We start from the raw sequence: 14,587 nt of genomic DNA, 5'->3' as shown, positions 1-14,587 counted from the left end.
TAGATGCGGGTAGCTATGTTTAATATGTACAGTGGCAATTTGCACTCCATGCAACAGACACTGAGCCAGTTGGGAGTGTTGGATCAACAGTTATCCAGCAGCAAGGCGTTACTGCGTCCATCCGATGATCCTATCGGCAAGGTAAAGGTGCTCAACTGTGAGCGGGATCTGGCTAAGACCAATCAGTACATAGATAACATCGACAGCCTGTCGACCAGCCTGGAACGGGCAGAGACCTATCTCGACAGTCTGGTACAGGCGCAAAATCGGATGCGGGAGATTGTTATCTCGGCCAACAATGGTCAACATTCGGCCGCCGACCAAGAGGGCTATGCCGATGAACTGTCGGCACTGATGGACACCTGTGTCGACATTCTCAATGCCCGTGATGCCGCCGGTAATTATCTGTTCTCCGGCAATCACACTCGTACTCCGACAGTGGAGTTGGACGCCAGCGGTCAGTATCAGTTTAAGGGGGATGCCGAGCATCGTCAGGTGCAGATATCGGCCGATTCCTGGGTCGATGCCAACGTGACGGCGAAGGAGTTTTGGTTCAGCAACGGTAGTGAGGATCTGCTCAATCAAACTGCCGAGTATATTAAAGTGCTGCGGGATCCGAACAAGGCGCCTGGTGATGCCGACTTCGAAACCGTGGCCGGAGCCATGATGCAGTCTCTGGACGATACTCTCTCCAGCCTAGGTGCGGCGATCACCGACATAGGTGGCAAGCAGAATCGCTTGAGTCTGGGTAAGAGTAGTCATCAAGAGATGGCGCTGTTTACCAAGGAAGTCATAGGTGAAACCGAGGCGTTGGACTATCCGGCAGCCACTTCAGAGTTTCAGATGAAGTTGACGGCGTTGCGGGTGTCGCAGCAGAGTTTTGTCAAAATCAGTCAACTGACACTGTTTAATCATCTTTAATTCGGGTTTGGAAGATGCCTCACTTGTATCACGACTGTCATAGGTTGCCATGATCCATTCGGTTACTGATGCCCTGAAACTGGCCGGACAGATAAGGCCCATAGGTCAGAGTGCACCACTGCTGGATATGGCGGTGGTGAGTACGACGGAGAACGCCTGGCGTGAGCTATTGCCGTTCCGGCAAGTGGCGTTTGAACGTTGGGAGCGGGCCACTCGGCTGCAACATAACATCAGTGCCATGCAGCTGGTGGATAATGGCTTTGAAGAGGTGCAGCGGATCCTCGAGAGAATGCGCCCCTTGTTGCTGATGAAACCCTCTGCCGAGCAGTTTGAACGACTGCAGCTGCTGCAAAAGCAGTTGCAGCAGCTGCAACCCAGTTATCTGCAGTATCCCTTGTGGGATCCCATGTTCAATATCATCTATCCCAGGCGTCGGGCGCTACGGCGCCGTTTTCGACTGCGGGCGGTTTCCCTGCTTGAACCTAAACACAGGGACGAGAGCCTGCAGCTCCTGTTACCAAGCGCCGATGGCCCACAGAGTGTATTGTTGCACCTACCGGCCAATATGGAGCCGAACAGCCTGGCACAACTGCTCGGTGAACAGCTGGCGCCCTTAGGTATCAGCCTGGCGCTGGAAAATAACGAAGCGGTCTTGGAGTGTGATGATCAGTTGTGGCAACTGTTGCAGGGAAGTCTTAGCCTCAGTGGTCAGGGGATGCGTCTGCCGGCCGGCGAGATGCACAATATCCGACTGGAGGAGTTGCTCGACTGGCGTGATCCCAGGGAGTGGCGTTTCGACAGTAATGAGACCTTGCGACAGACCCGAGCCAAGTTGGAACGGACGCAGCGGCGGATAGAACATTGGCGCCAGGATTGGCAGGCACAGAAGCAACAACTCTTAAGTAATTTGTCCCAGCAGTTGCAGGCAGTGTCTTTGCCCCAGGTGAATGCTTGCTTTGGCTCGCAACTGCAGGCCTTGTTGGCGCAGGCCAATATCGGTCGCGGTCATGCTCAAGACCTGCTCAGGTAATTTTTTTTAAATTTTTTTCAGTGTGGCTTTCAGTTTGGTTTTTTAGGGTCGCTTTGTTGTTAGTGACACAAATACACTCTTTGGGAGAATCCAACCATGTTGTCTGTACATACTAACTACGCCTCTCTGGTGGCTCAGAACTCTGTAAACAAAAATAACAGCCTGCTGTCTACCGCCATGGAGCGTCTGTCTACCGGTATGCGCATCAACGGCGCCGATGATGACGCCGCTGGCCTGCAGATTGCCAACCGTCTGAACGCCAACGTTGTTGGTATGAGCACTGCCAGCCGTAACATCTCTGACGGCGTATCTATGCTGCAAACTGCCGATGGTGCCCTGAGCGAACTGAGCTCTATCTCCAACCGCATGAAAGAGCTGGCTACCCAGCATGCCAACGGTGTGAACTCTGCCGATGATAAAGCCGCTCTGAAAGCTGAATTTGATGCACTGAAGGGTGAAGCGACCCGTATCAAGACCAACACTGAATATGCCGGTGAGAAACTGTTCACCAAACTGAATACAGGTGTCACTCTGCAGATTGGTGCCAGCAAGGCCGAAACTATGGAAGTTAAGCTGGATGCTCAACCAGATGAATCTGCCCTGGATATCGCTGACTTGGATACCATCAACACCTTTATCAATGAGATCGGTACCAACCGTTCTGCTCTGGGTGCCAACATCAACCGTCTGGGCCACACCGCCGCTAACCTGGCCAACGTGACCGAAAACACCAAGGCCGCTTCTGGTCGTATCATGGATGCCGACTTCGCCAACGAATCTGCCGCCATGACCAAGAACCAACTGCTGGTTCAAGCCGGTACCAACGTACTGTCTCGTGCTAACCAGAACACTAGTCTGGTTATGGGTCTGCTGGGCTAAGCGAACCTTTTTGTTTCAGGCGCCGTCCGCAAAGATGGCGCTTTTTTTTAAATGTTATTCGGGAATGGCTCGCCATAGCGGAAGTGACTTTTCCCATTTCCGAGTCTCTGGGGAAGAGACTGTACCAAGTAATAGCTTCTTACCTTACCAACTATCAATATTTACAATGGGTTAGACATGCCTTCTGAATGGCATGCCTCTTGCTATCCCAAATGTTCCAAAGACACGAACCAGTGTCCAGAAGGAGTTGAAAATGATTTCCGGAATGAGTGGTGCCCAATTCGCGCAGCAGTTGATTAGCGCTGAACGAGCCGGCAAAGACAATCTGTATCAAAGCAGTAAGGCGGGCTATCAAAAACAGCTCGATGCCTACAGTCTGCTGGATAAAGGCTTGGATCGTTTAAACACCAAACTGACAACCTTGGGGACCGATGCCTTTAAGGGCAGTGTTGCCGAGGTGACAGATGAAAATATCCATGTCAGCAGTTCAGTCAGTGCACCGCAGGGAAACTTTCAACTGTCGGTAGAGCAATTGGCTCAGGCGCACCAGTTGGTTAAGCCTTTTGCATCGGAAGACGCCACTTTACCGGCCTCGGGTGTCATTCAGATCAGCATGGGCGGCAAGACCATGACGGTGGACTTGGCTACCACCAGCGCTGGCGGCGCGACCTCGGTCAGTGAGCTTAGGGATTTGATCAACCAGCATCCCAACAATCCCGGGGTGCAAGCGAGTTTGGTGCGCACCGGTGGTCAGGTGCAGTTGATGCTGACCTCTAAGGAAACCGGTAAATCCAACAGTATCAGTATCACTTTGGATGGCGGTGATTGGGGCATGACTGAGACTCAGGCCGCACAGGATGCCAAGGCGACCCTCAACGGTATGAGCATTACCTCGGCCAGCAATATGTTGAAGCAAGTGGTAGACGGGGTGGACATTGAACTGCGTAAGGTTCACAAAGCCGGTGACAGCAGCAATATCAGCATTAAGGCCGACCAGGAAGCCGGTAAAGAAGCCATCAAAGCTTATGTTGACACAGTCAACGAACTGTTGCGTCAAATCGGTGGCTTAACCCGTGGTCTGGGAGCCGAGGCTTTTGGGGATTCTGACTCTACCGACGAGGATGACAAGAAGGCCAACAAGATAGATGAGAGCCAACTGGGGATCCTCAAGGGCGACACCAGCCTAAGAACGCTGCAGCAACAGCTGCGTGAATTGAGCTTTCAGAAAGCCCCTAATGGCCTGACTTTGGCCGATGCCGGCATAGAGCTGACCCGAAATGGTGAATTAAAGCTGGATGAGAAGAAGCTGGAAACAGCCCTGAAGACCCAACCTCAGGCGATCAGCGATCTCTTCGGTGCCAAGGGCGGCATGGTCGACAAGGTGCAGGAGATCACCAAGCCTTTCACCCGTTTCGATGGCTATATGGATATGAAGAAGAGCAATCTAAAGCGCCAGTTGGATCGGGTCGAAGATAGTATGGAGCGTCATGATCGCATGATGCAACAACGTTATGACATCTATTTGAAGCAGTTCACCGCGATGGAAAGCACCATCAATGAGTTGAACAGCGCCAGTGGATTGTTTTACTGAGGAGTTATTCGATGTTTTATGAGCAGGATCCTTTTAGCGGTTACCGTCAGGCCAGTCTGGATGCCAGGGCGGCTGCGGCCAATCCCCATGAGATGGTACGGATGCTGCTTGACGGTCTACTGGATGAGTTGGCCCGCGCTTCGGGACATATGGAGCGCAAGGCATTCGAGGCCAAGGGTCAGAGTATCAACAAGTGTTTGAATGTGATCCATGGACTCGATGTGTTGTTGGATATTGAAAATGGCGGTGAAGTCGCTGCAAATCTCAATCGACTCTATGACTATTGTAGCCGCCAGTTGGTGAGTGCCAGCGTGGAAAACAGCCCTGAGGCATTGCAGCCCGTGGTGCAGGTTATTCAACAGATCCGGGAAGGTTGGGCCCAGCTTGAGTGAGTCGATAGTCAGCCGGTGGCAAGTCCTGGGACAGCGCCTGCAACAACTGGCCGCAGAAGAGAATTGGTCGGGAGTGCGCCGACTCAATCAGCAGATGATCCAATTACTGCGCCAGAGTGGTAAACCCAGCAGTCAGGCCGAACTGCTGGCGCGCCAATATCTGGAAAGCTGTCACGCTCAGGTAATTGCACAGTTGCAAACCCAAAAGACATTAGTCCAGCGGCAGATGCGGCAATTGTTGGAGCAACAAGAGGGCCTGTCTGCGTATCAACTGACCCAACTCAGCCAGCCTGAATTTCAGCCGGAAATAACCACTAAAGGAGACTCGTATTGAGTATTGCGCTTATCTCATCTCTGGTAGAGACGCCATCGCAAAAAGTATCGTTACCGTCTCATCCAGATAATAGTGGCGATAGTCATAGTTACCAGCAGGAAGAGGAGTCTGTTTCTCAGGCTCAAGCCCAGGCGGATAAACCCGCGGTCAAAAAAGATCCCGCTGGGAAAACCGATAGCCTTGCTCCGACCGACACTGCCGAGGCGGTTAAAGACGATGCCTCCACTGAGAGTGTGAATGTGGCGGCGTTGATGACTGAAGTGCCGGTTCATGAAACGGCGGTGACAGTCCAGCCAGTGGGGCAATTTATGCCTTTGGCCCAACAAACCACGGCCACTGTTGCCGGAGCCGTCTCTGAGTCGGTAAGCGTTGCGGCTATGGGGGGCAGTCCGAGCAAGGCATTAGGGGCCGATGCCCTGAATCCCATGCTGGCCAAGGATGACGGCGTTGCTCGAACCAATATGGCGACCATGGCTAATCTGTCTTTGGCTCAAGGCAATCGACTGCCACAGCCACAAGGTTCGGCGCAGGTTCCGCTGGTACATCAGCAAGCTGTGAGTTCAGTGCCCACAACCGTCAGCGCATTTAAAGGCGAACAATTTGTACCCTTGAATGCGATGGAACACGGCCTGGTGCAAGCTCGCACCGCAACGACCCCGGCGTCTACATTGAGTGAATGGCGCATGGATCCATTGGCTAAGCCGGTGGCTGACATCGGCATATTGCAAACCGAGGCGACTGTTCAGCTGCATGAGCGGCCCTCTGTCAGCCAGTGGGGCCCTTTGCCGCTGACTGCGCAGGCGTCCCATGTACAACATGCCAAAGAACTCCTGTTGCCTTTGCGTGATCAGCTGAGATTTCAAATCGATCAGCGGATTCAAACTGCAGAGCTGCAATTGACTCCCCCCGAACTTGGACGGATTGAGTTAAATATTCGCTTGGATGGGGATCGGCTGCATATTCAGATGCATGCCGTTAATAACCAGGTGCGGGATGCCTTGCTCAGTGGTTTGGAGCGTTTGCGAACTGAATTGGCGTTGGAGCACAAGGGAGATATTGCGCTGGATGTTGGTTCCGGCTCGGAACAGGGACCGTCAGAGCAACACGCTCGCAGAGGCAATGCCGGTGGCATTGCTGCTTCCGTTGGGGAGGAGTTGCCCGTTGATAATGAAGTCGAGCGCAAGAGTGATCGGCAACTGAATCTACTGGCCTGATGATAGAGATTGAGCAGAATAACTAAGATGAAACGAAATTTAATTATTGCAGCCTTGCTGATCCTGGCCACTGCTGGTGGCTTTTTTATTGGGCATAACCCTCCGGCATTTTTGGGCAATTTGCTGGCGCCGGAAAAAAAGTTGCCGCCACCACCTGCACCTGCCCGCTTCTATCCCTTGGATAAGATGGTGATCTCTATTCCTGGAGATGAGTATCCACATTACTTGTTGCTGGAGTTGGCGCTCAAATCCCGTAGCGACAAGGCGGCCGAGGAGATCAAGGCGGCCGATCCGCTGATCCGCAACACCATGATGAGAATGTTCAGCGCAAAAGAGTTCAAGACGCTGAATAAGCCCCAGAATCTCGAGGCGCTGCAGCTGGAAGCCAAGGAAGAGCTGGCCAAGGTTTTGAGCGAAGATCAGTTTTCCCTGGATATCGAAGAAGTGCTGTTCACCCGAATGGTAATTCAATAGCGGAGGCGACTTGGACAGTGAGATGACAGCCTATGATTTAGGTTATCAGGCGTACGACAATGAGCGGCAGTCAGAGCAGGCGTTGTTGCATCAATATCTGCCCTTGGTAAAGCGTACTGTTTGTGCCCTCAAGAGTCATTGTGGCCCGCTTATCGGCCAGGAGGACATGGAACAGATCGCCTTGATGGCATTGCTTGAGGCCGCCCGGCGTTACCCGGGTGAATACGATGCGGGGTTTATCTCTTTTGCCGGGCAGCGGATCCGCGGCGCGATTCTCGACGAGTTGCGACGTCTGGATTGGCGTCCTCGCTCGGTAAGACAGCAGGCACATTCGTTCAATGATGTTGTCAGGCAATTGACCCGGGAGTTGGGCCGTTACCCGAAAGACAGTGAAGTGACAGAAAGAATGGGTCTGACCCAGGAAGAGTACCGGGATTACCTGCATGCCACTCTGGCCGAATCCATGAACAGTCTGGATGAAATGCTGGGTGAGGGGCTTTCCCTGGGTGGCCAGGACAAAGAAATTGTCGATTTTGAACGAAATCAGCTGTTAATTGCAGCAATTAAACAATTGAGCAACAGAGAACAGGTTATTTTGTCGCTTTACTATCAACATGAACTCAATCTAAGAGAGATAGCCGCCACCTTGGGGCTGACAGAGACCCGGATCTGTCAATTACACAAGGCCGCCGTACGCCAGTTACAGGCGATTTATCGGCAGGCGCAACTCTGATTTGGAACCCTGTTAATGAGTAAATTAGTTGGATTATTGGTTATTTTAGGCTGTGTTTTTGGCGGTTTCGCCTGGGCCGGCGGTAATCTGTTGGCATTGTGGCAGCCGGCGGAGATTTTGATCATTTTAGGTGCCGGTGTGGGGTCTTTGTTGATCGCCAATCCCCGTGCGGTATTGCAGGAACTCTGGCAACAGGTACGTAAAGTCACCAGTCAGGATAATCCGGAGCCTGAGCTTTATCCCCAGCTATTCGGTTTGATGAATATGCTGATGGGGCAGATACAGTCTCAGGGGATGAAGGTGCTGGATGCTCACATTGAAAACCCCGATGAGAGTTCACTGTTTTTGATGTATCCGGTGGTATTGGAACATCCGCAATTATTGCAGTTTTTAGTGGATAACCTGCGGCTGCAATCGATAGGCAAGATTTCCCCTCATGATCTGGAAGCGATTCTGGAAGAGGAGATTCATCGTATCGAAGAAGACAGTTTACGTCCCTCCCAGGCCCTGGGCCGCATGGCCGAGGCTATGCCGGGCTTCGGTATCTTGGCGGCGGTAATGGGGATCATCATTACCATGTCAAAAATCGATGGCCCTATCAGCTTGATTGGGGTCAAAGTGGCGGCCGCTCTGGTGGGAACCTTTATCGGTATCTTTGCCTGTTATTGTTTGTTTGAACCCTTGTCAAAGGCGCTGGAACACCAGGTGGAACGCCAAATCAGTCAGCTCAAGTGCATTGCCGCCATGCTGACTACTTTCGCCAAAGGCAAGCCGCCTATCCAGGCGATCGATGCCGGTAGGAAACAGATCCAGACCGAGAATCGCCCCAGCTTCGTGGAACTGGAAAAAATTCTGACGGAACAGAGAAGTTAATGGCTTCAAAATCTCAAGAGATCGTTATTCGCCGGGTTCGGGCGAACAAAAAACATGCTGCTCATGGCGGAGCCTGGAAGGTGGCTTTTGCCGACTTTACCCTGGCGATGATGGCGTTCTTCATGGTGTTGTGGATCATGCAGGTGGCCGATCAAAAAGAGCGCGAAACTGTAGTCAAGTATCTCAATGGCGAACTCTACCCATCCGGTGATATCAATCCGTTCGATCTGCGTAATATCCCTTCAATTATCGATCTCGAGGGTCAGCCCGCCATGCAGCAACCCGTGGTGCCGTCACCGGCCCATGGTGACGAGATGCGTGGGCCTGAGAGCCGTGCCCGTATTCCAGAGGGAAAATGGCAGGCTAGAGCCGGAATGGGTCCCAAGTTGAATGCGGTGATCCCCGGAGAGTATGCCACTCAGGCGCAACTGGAAGTGTTGGCGCGACAGATCCGCCAGGTTGTGGAAAAGGCCGGCATGGGCAAAAACGTACAGTTGGATGCCGTGCCTCAGGGGATCCGGATCCGTATTCACGATAACAGTGAGCAGTCTATGTTCAAGGTGGGGCAGGCGCAGATGCGCCCCTATTTTGAAGATCTGTTACTGGCCCTGGCGCCGTTACTGCAGCAGGTTAAAAATAAGCTGACGCTTTCAGGACATACAGACTCTCTACCGTATGTCGGTCGCAGCTATACCAACTGGGAATTGTCCAGTGAGAGAGCGCTGATTGCCAGACAGACCATAGAGTTTGGAGGGGTTCGCTCAGATCAGATCTTGCAAGTCAGTGGTATGGCCGACAAGGTCCCTTTTGTTGGCGAGGACCCCTATAATCCGGCCAACCGCCGGGTTGAAATTTTGATCCTTACCAAGGAAGCTTCGGCGCAGCTACAAAGTTTGGCTGGCGGTCAGGAACTTTCCCAGGCCAGCGATGTGGCCAGCTTTAATCAGCCCAGAGACAGGTATCAGTGATGACAGACGAAGTCGATAGTGAAGAGCAGCGGCGGGAACATGTTCGCATTAGTTTGCGTTTGGGGAATGACGCTGACTTTTTACTCGACTGTGATGGCATGACGGTGCAGTTGGGGCACTGGCACTGGTGGCGTCCGGGCAAACTGGGACTGGGTAATATCAAGGATATCAGCCGTGGCGGTGTTGGCTTGATCACCGCCTGTCGGTTGCAGCCTGGGATGAAACTGAAGCTGATACTGACAGATGAGCTGATGTTACCTATCAGTATTACCCATGGGCGCCAGTTGCATGGACCTCTGTGGTTTTACGGAGGCCAATATCTGGAGCTCTCCAACGAGGAGTTGTTCCAGGCACTGCGTCTGGTTCAACTTCACCGACGAAAGCTGAGACAAAGCCGACGTCAGCCTGTCATCGAACCCTGATTTTCTTGTTTAACTCTCTTGGCCGTGCTGTTGGAGGATCGTCAGTAATTCCTGCGGCAGCTTGGCCTTGGTGCCCTTCCTGAAGTCATACATCACGGCGACCGAACTGCCCGTGGTTGTGACGGCCCTTTGAGCCTGGCTATAGGCTTCGTAGTGCATGGTAAATCTGTCTTCGCCGATATCGCTTACTCGGACCCCAACCAGCAGGGTATCCGGATAGGTGACCGGGCGTTTGTATCTGGCCTGGTTTTCACTGATCACCGGCCCAATGCCTTGCTTGTACATTTCGTCCAAGGGAAAGTAGCGGTTGAAGAAGTCGATTCTGGCGGTCTCGAAATAACGGAAATAGACCACATTGTTGACGTGTTGCAGGGCATCCATTTCGCCCCAGGCCACCGGAATTTGTGAGTGTTGTGGGTAACGCTGAGTAAAATCTTCCATATTTAAACGACCGTTTCATTTTGGGCTGCTCAGAATAGCAACAGCCGTCTCATGCCTCAAGGGCTCGTTATCCTTTCGGGCAATCTAAAACACAAACGGCTCCATGAGGAGCCGTTTGAGTGACATCTGCTGTTATCAGGCTTTGGGGCCGGCGGCCTTGATGGCATCAGACACCTGATACTTGGCGAAGTTGCTCTGGAAGGATTCGGCCAGCTGCTTGGCGTACTTGGCGTACTCCTCCTTGTCGGCCCAAGTGTTGACCGGATTCAGCAATGCGCTGTCGACGCCGGGAATGGCAACCGGGACATCCAGGTTCAACTGCTCGATATGTTCGGTTGGCACTTCTTTGAGTTCACCGCTGACGATGGCATCAACAATGGCGCGGGTGACAGGAATGTCGAAACGTTTGCCCACGCCGTAAGGGCCACCGGTCCAACCTGTATTCACCAGGTAAACTTGGCTGCCGAAGGCTTGGATACGCTTCATCAGTAGCTCGGCGTAAACCCCGGCAGGACGAGGGAAGAAGGGTGCACCGAAACAGGTGGAGAAGGTCGACTGAATCGCGGCGGTTGAGCCCACTTCGGTGGAACCCACCTTGGCGGTATAGCCCGAGAGGAAGTGATAGGCCGCCTGCTCCTTGCTGAGTTTGGCGACCGGAGGCAAGACACCGGAAACGTCACAGGTGAGGAACACCACGGCGTGCGGCTCGTTGCCACGGTTGTCTTCCTTGCGCTGAGCGATGTGCTCCAGCGGGTAAGCGGCGCGGGTGTTCTCGGTCAGGCTGGCATCCTTGTAATCGGGCACGCGCTGCGCGTCCAGTACCACGTTTTCCAGCACAGTGCCGAAGCGAATCGCATCCCAGATCACCGGCTCATTCTTTTGACTGAGATCGATACACTTGGCATAACAACCACCTTCAATATTAAAGACGCCGCCTTCGGCCCAGCCGTGCTCGTCATCACCAATAAGGAAGCGCTTGGGATCGGCAGACAGTGTGGTCTTGCCTGTGCCCGAGAGGCCGAAGAAGAGGGTGGTGTCGCCATCTTTGCCGACGTTGGCCGAGCAGTGCATCGGCAGCACGTCTTTGGCCGGCAACAGGAAGTTTTGTACCGAGAACATGGATTTTTTCATTTCACCGGCATAGCGCATACCGGCCAGCAGTACCTTACGCTCGGCGAAGTTGATGATCACTGTACCGTCCGAGTTAGTGCCATCGCGCTCGGGTGAGCAGACAAAGCCAGGGGCATTGATGATCTGCCACTCGGGTTTGTGACTCTGGTTATAGTGCTCTGGCACGATAAACAGGTTGCGGGCAAACAATTGGTGCCAGGCGTACTCGGTAGTGACCCGGATCGGCAGGTAGTGCTCGGCATCGGCGGCCACTTCCAGTTCAGAGACAAATACTTGTTTGTCGGCCAGATAGGCTTCGACTTGCTCCCACAGGGCGGCGAATTTTTGCGGTTCAAACGCTTGGTTGACCGCGCCCCACTCGATATCGGCCTCGGTACCTGGTTCCTTGACGATAAAACGGTCGGCGGGGGAACGGCCGGTGCGCTCGCCGGTCTGGGCCACCAGGGCGCCGTTGGCTGTCAGGGTGCCTTCGCCGCGCAGAATCGCCTGCTCGATCAGTTGGGCACTATTGAGGTTGAGGTGGATGCGGTTTGCTTCTGCCGCCATAAGTAAGGTCTCCATCTATTGTGAGGTCTGATATGGTCCCGGTCTGCTGCCGGGTTGGCGCGATTGTAACTTAAGCCTCGGCTAAAGTGTGAGCAAGATCTGGAAAATGGTTAAAAAAAGAGGGCGATCACTCGCCCTCTTGAAAAACGACAGATTTATCGCCCCATTATTGGGGAGTATCCGGTGTCTGGCTGTTGGCAAAGATGGCTTCGATATCGATGGCATCGAAGCGATATTGACGGTTGCAGTATTCACAACCCATCTCCACCTGGCCTTTTTCCTGAATGATGGAGTCTATCTCTTCCTTCGCCAGGGTGCGGATCGCCGCGGCACTGCGCTCACGGGAACAGGTACACTTGAAGCTGACGCTCACAGGATCGAACAGTCGCACCTGCTCTTGATGGTAGAGGCGGTGCAGGACTTCGGTGGCCGGTAGGTTGAACAACTCTTCGGCCTTAATCGTCGCGGTCAGCTGAGTCAGGTGTTCAAACTCAACGTTGTCACTCTGCTCGCTCGGCAATACCTGCAGCAGCATACCGGCGGCATGTTCGCCATCGGCAAATAACCAGATACCGGTAGGCAATTGCTCAGATTGGGCAAAGTAGCTCTCCAAGCATTCGGCAATGCTGGGCTTATCCAGCGCCACGACGCCCTGGTAACGCTCGCCTTCGGTCGGGGTCAGGGTGATCACCATATAACCTTGACCAAAGAGCTGTTCCAGTGATGTATCGTTGGCAATCTCGCCCTGCCAACGGGCAACGCCCCTCAATTCTTGACGGTTGTTACCGTTGATCACCGCCAGTGACACCGGGCCGCCCTGACCCTGGAGTTGCACACTGATATCACCTTCAAATTTCAGCGTGGCTGTCAGCAGCGAGGTGGCGGCCAGCAATTCACCCAGCAGGACCTTAAGGCGCTCCGGGTAATCTTGGGCATTGATTATCTGACGGTAGCTGTCGCTAAGCTGGGCCAGTTCACCCCTTACATCGGCGTTATCAAACAGATAGCGATGGAGAGTATCTTGGTTCATTGGGTTTCTCACAGTTAATTCAGATCTCGCGGAAGCGGATGATTTGCCGCCTCTGTTTCTTGTCCGGCTTGGTATCGGGCGCCGGATTATGCAGTATGTTGAGCCTTCTGGCTTCAGCATTACTTTCCCGCTTTTGTATACTCTGCGGCGTTTCTTCGTACAGGCTCTGGGCGATAGCCGCCCCCTGACGGACACCGGAAACTTTTTTTATGACGATCTCTTTTTCGTCATATCCCTGGCGTAACCTAATGTGCGCACCGACTTCTGCCAGTTTGCTGGATTTGGCCCTTTGACCGTTGTAATGTACTTTACCGCCGTTGATCATCTCTTTGGCCAGGGCGCGAGTCTTGTAAAAACGCGCCGCCCAGAGCCACTTATCGAGCCGGACCGCCTCGGTGTTGTCATTGCTATTGGCCATGGTTCCTCCTGCTTACCGTTGAAAAAGGGGATGAGTTCACAACTCGAGGATAAATCCCTTGTCCAAGCCGTTGGTACAGGGTTAAACAGTGGGGCTGTTTACACCTTTTCCAGGCGCGCAAAGGTAGCATAATCGTACAATTTTCGCCAATCTCCCCCCTGTTATGGTCTTGTTGCAAACAAACGGGTGGGTTAGCATGGCACAGGGTTCAGTCACTAACATAATCAGAACAGAGACCTGATTAGAGGGTCCGGAAAATATGGATTTATTGGATAAGATTATCGCCAAGACGGGCAACATACCGCAAAAACCCGCCAGCTCTGCCGTATTTTGGCTTCTGATGCTACTGGTTCTGTATTTGATGGCCCAGATCAGCTGGAAGTTGATCCCCTCAGAGAAGTCGGCGGTTAACTGGACCCCCACTCCGGTTTCTGGCACCCCATCCCAGCATGTCGATATCGGCAGTATCAATGGTTTGGCACTGTTCGGCAAGCGAGAGGCCGGTAGCGTCAAGCCCAAGTCTGAACCCAGTGTCGAAATGATCACCGATGCCCCCAAGACTTCACTGTCTATTTTGTTGACCGGGGTGGTGGCATCCAGTGCCGAGCAGAAAGGCCTGGCGGTCATCGAGTCTCAAGGCAGCCAGGAGACCTACAGTCTGGGCGACAAGATAAAGGGCACTTCGGCATCACTGAAAGAGGTGTATGCCGATCGCATCATTATTACTAACGCCGGTCGTTACGAGACCCTGATGCTCGACGGCCTGCAATATACTACTCAGTCACAAGCCAACGCCCGCTTGCAACAGGCCCGCAGCGAGGGTGATGTCACCAAACTCGATCGCCGAGATGCCGACATTGGCCGCGAGTTGGGCGCTTCCCGCGATGAGCTATTGGCCGACCCCAGTAAGATCACCGACTACCTGGCAATTTCACCGGTCCAAAAGGATGGTGAAGTACAAGGGTATCGGCTTAACCCGGGTAAGGATGTCGGATTATTCAAGGATGCCGGGTTTCAGCCCAATGACCTGGCAAAATCCATCAATGGTTATGATTTAACTGATATGAGCCAGGCGCTGGAATTGATGAGCCAGTTGCCGGAACTGACCGATGTCTCTGTGATGGTAGAGCGCGAGGGTCAGTTGGTTGAAATCATGTTCAGTTTGCCGCAATAAAGCAGGTTTAGGGGAA

Annotated in this window: 17 protein-coding genes; 13 read left to right on the top strand and 4 right to left on the bottom strand. The window is 53.2% G+C overall.

Annotated elements, in window-relative coordinates; genetic code table 11:
• Nucleotides 1-3 precede the first annotated feature (3 nt).
• From flgL to CBE72_RS14205, 12 genes are all read left to right on the top strand, one after another.
• Nucleotides 4-921 carry a flagellar hook-associated protein FlgL gene (gene flgL / locus CBE72_RS14260; protein ID WP_100144387.1) on the top strand — a complete coding sequence of 306 codons (918 nt, stop codon included), beginning with the start codon at nt 4-6 and terminating at the stop codon, nt 919-921.
• Between the two features lie 49 nt (nt 922-970).
• Nucleotides 971-1,951 (top strand): hypothetical protein, encoded by a 981-nt coding sequence (locus CBE72_RS14255; RefSeq protein WP_100144385.1) that lies wholly within the window; start codon nt 971-973, stop codon nt 1,949-1,951.
• A gap of 96 nt (nt 1,952-2,047) precedes the next feature.
• Nucleotides 2,048-2,830, top strand: coding sequence for a flagellin N-terminal helical domain-containing protein (locus tag CBE72_RS14250; protein ID WP_100144383.1), 783 nt, complete (start codon nt 2,048-2,050; stop codon nt 2,828-2,830).
• 253 nt (nt 2,831-3,083) lie between these two features.
• A complete protein-coding gene (fliD, locus tag CBE72_RS14245) occupies nt 3,084-4,421 on the top strand; it encodes a flagellar filament capping protein FliD (RefSeq protein ID WP_100144381.1) in 1,338 nt (445 codons plus the stop codon).
• Between the two features lie 11 nt (nt 4,422-4,432).
• Nucleotides 4,433-4,813 carry a flagellar export chaperone FliS gene (gene fliS / locus CBE72_RS14240; RefSeq protein ID WP_100144379.1) on the top strand — a complete coding sequence of 127 codons (381 nt, stop codon included), beginning with the start codon at nt 4,433-4,435 and terminating at the stop codon, nt 4,811-4,813.
• On the top strand, nt 4,806-5,147 hold the full coding sequence (locus CBE72_RS14235; RefSeq protein WP_100144377.1) for a hypothetical protein: 342 nt from the start codon (nt 4,806-4,808) through the stop codon (nt 5,145-5,147). The genes fliS and CBE72_RS14235 overlap by 8 nt, the downstream gene beginning before the upstream one ends.
• Nucleotides 5,144-6,361 (top strand): flagellar hook-length control protein FliK, encoded by a 1,218-nt coding sequence (locus CBE72_RS14230; protein ID WP_229672025.1) that lies wholly within the window; start codon nt 5,144-5,146, stop codon nt 6,359-6,361. Before CBE72_RS14235 ends, CBE72_RS14230 begins: the two co-directional genes overlap by 4 nt.
• A gap of 27 nt (nt 6,362-6,388) precedes the next feature.
• Nucleotides 6,389-6,835, top strand: coding sequence for a flagellar basal body-associated FliL family protein (locus CBE72_RS14225; RefSeq protein ID WP_100144375.1), 447 nt, complete (start codon nt 6,389-6,391; stop codon nt 6,833-6,835).
• Nucleotides 6,836-6,857: 22 nt separating this feature from the next.
• Nucleotides 6,858-7,568, top strand: a complete 711-nt coding sequence (locus CBE72_RS14220) for an RNA polymerase sigma factor FliA (RefSeq protein WP_100144546.1) — start codon at nt 6,858-6,860, stop codon at nt 7,566-7,568.
• 15 nt (nt 7,569-7,583) lie between these two features.
• Nucleotides 7,584-8,441 carry a flagellar motor stator protein MotA gene (motA, locus tag CBE72_RS14215; RefSeq protein ID WP_100144373.1) on the top strand — a complete coding sequence of 286 codons (858 nt, stop codon included), beginning with the start codon at nt 7,584-7,586 and terminating at the stop codon, nt 8,439-8,441.
• Nucleotides 8,441-9,409 (top strand): flagellar motor protein MotB, encoded by a 969-nt coding sequence (locus tag CBE72_RS14210; protein ID WP_100144371.1) that lies wholly within the window; start codon nt 8,441-8,443, stop codon nt 9,407-9,409. Before motA ends, CBE72_RS14210 begins: the two co-directional genes overlap by 1 nt.
• Entirely contained in the window at nt 9,409-9,831 is a 423-nt protein-coding gene (locus tag CBE72_RS14205; protein WP_100144369.1) for a PilZ domain-containing protein, read from the top strand. The genes CBE72_RS14210 and CBE72_RS14205 overlap by 1 nt, the downstream gene beginning before the upstream one ends.
• 9 nt (nt 9,832-9,840) lie before the next feature.
• Here CBE72_RS14205 and CBE72_RS14200 read toward each other — a convergent pair whose 3' ends face one another.
• The 4 genes from CBE72_RS14200 to hslR all read right to left on the bottom strand — a co-directional run bounded on the left by CBE72_RS14200 (nt 9,841) and on the right by hslR (nt 13,397).
• On the bottom strand, nt 9,841-10,272 hold the full coding sequence (locus CBE72_RS14200) for an acyl-CoA thioesterase (protein ID WP_100144367.1): 432 nt from the start codon (nt 10,270-10,272) through the stop codon (nt 9,841-9,843).
• Nucleotides 10,273-10,407: 135 nt separating this feature from the next.
• Entirely contained in the window at nt 10,408-11,949 is a 1,542-nt protein-coding gene (locus CBE72_RS14195) for a phosphoenolpyruvate carboxykinase (RefSeq protein WP_100144365.1), read from the bottom strand.
• 166 nt (nt 11,950-12,115) lie between these two features.
• Complete coding sequence (gene hslO, locus CBE72_RS14190; RefSeq protein ID WP_100144363.1) at nt 12,116-12,979, bottom strand: Hsp33 family molecular chaperone HslO; 864 nt, start codon at nt 12,977-12,979, stop codon at nt 12,116-12,118.
• A 19-nt stretch (nt 12,980-12,998) separates the two neighbouring features.
• The gene (gene hslR / locus CBE72_RS14185; protein ID WP_100144361.1) at nt 12,999-13,397 is read right to left on the bottom strand and encodes a ribosome-associated heat shock protein Hsp15; all 399 of its coding nucleotides are present in this window, start codon (nt 13,395-13,397) and stop codon (nt 12,999-13,001) included.
• A gap of 259 nt (nt 13,398-13,656) precedes the next feature.
• Here hslR and gspC point away from each other — a divergent pair, with 259 nt between their 5' ends.
• Nucleotides 13,657-14,571, top strand: coding sequence for a type II secretion system protein GspC (gene gspC, locus CBE72_RS14180; RefSeq protein ID WP_100144359.1), 915 nt, complete (start codon nt 13,657-13,659; stop codon nt 14,569-14,571).
• Nucleotides 14,572-14,587 lie beyond the last annotated feature (16 nt).

It is taken from the genome of Shewanella carassii (assembly GCF_002777975.1).
Taxonomy (GTDB): Bacteria; Pseudomonadota; Gammaproteobacteria; order Enterobacterales; family Shewanellaceae; genus Shewanella; species Shewanella carassii.
Note: the sequence above shows the minus strand (reverse complement) of the source record. Positions and strands in the feature narration are given on the sequence as shown.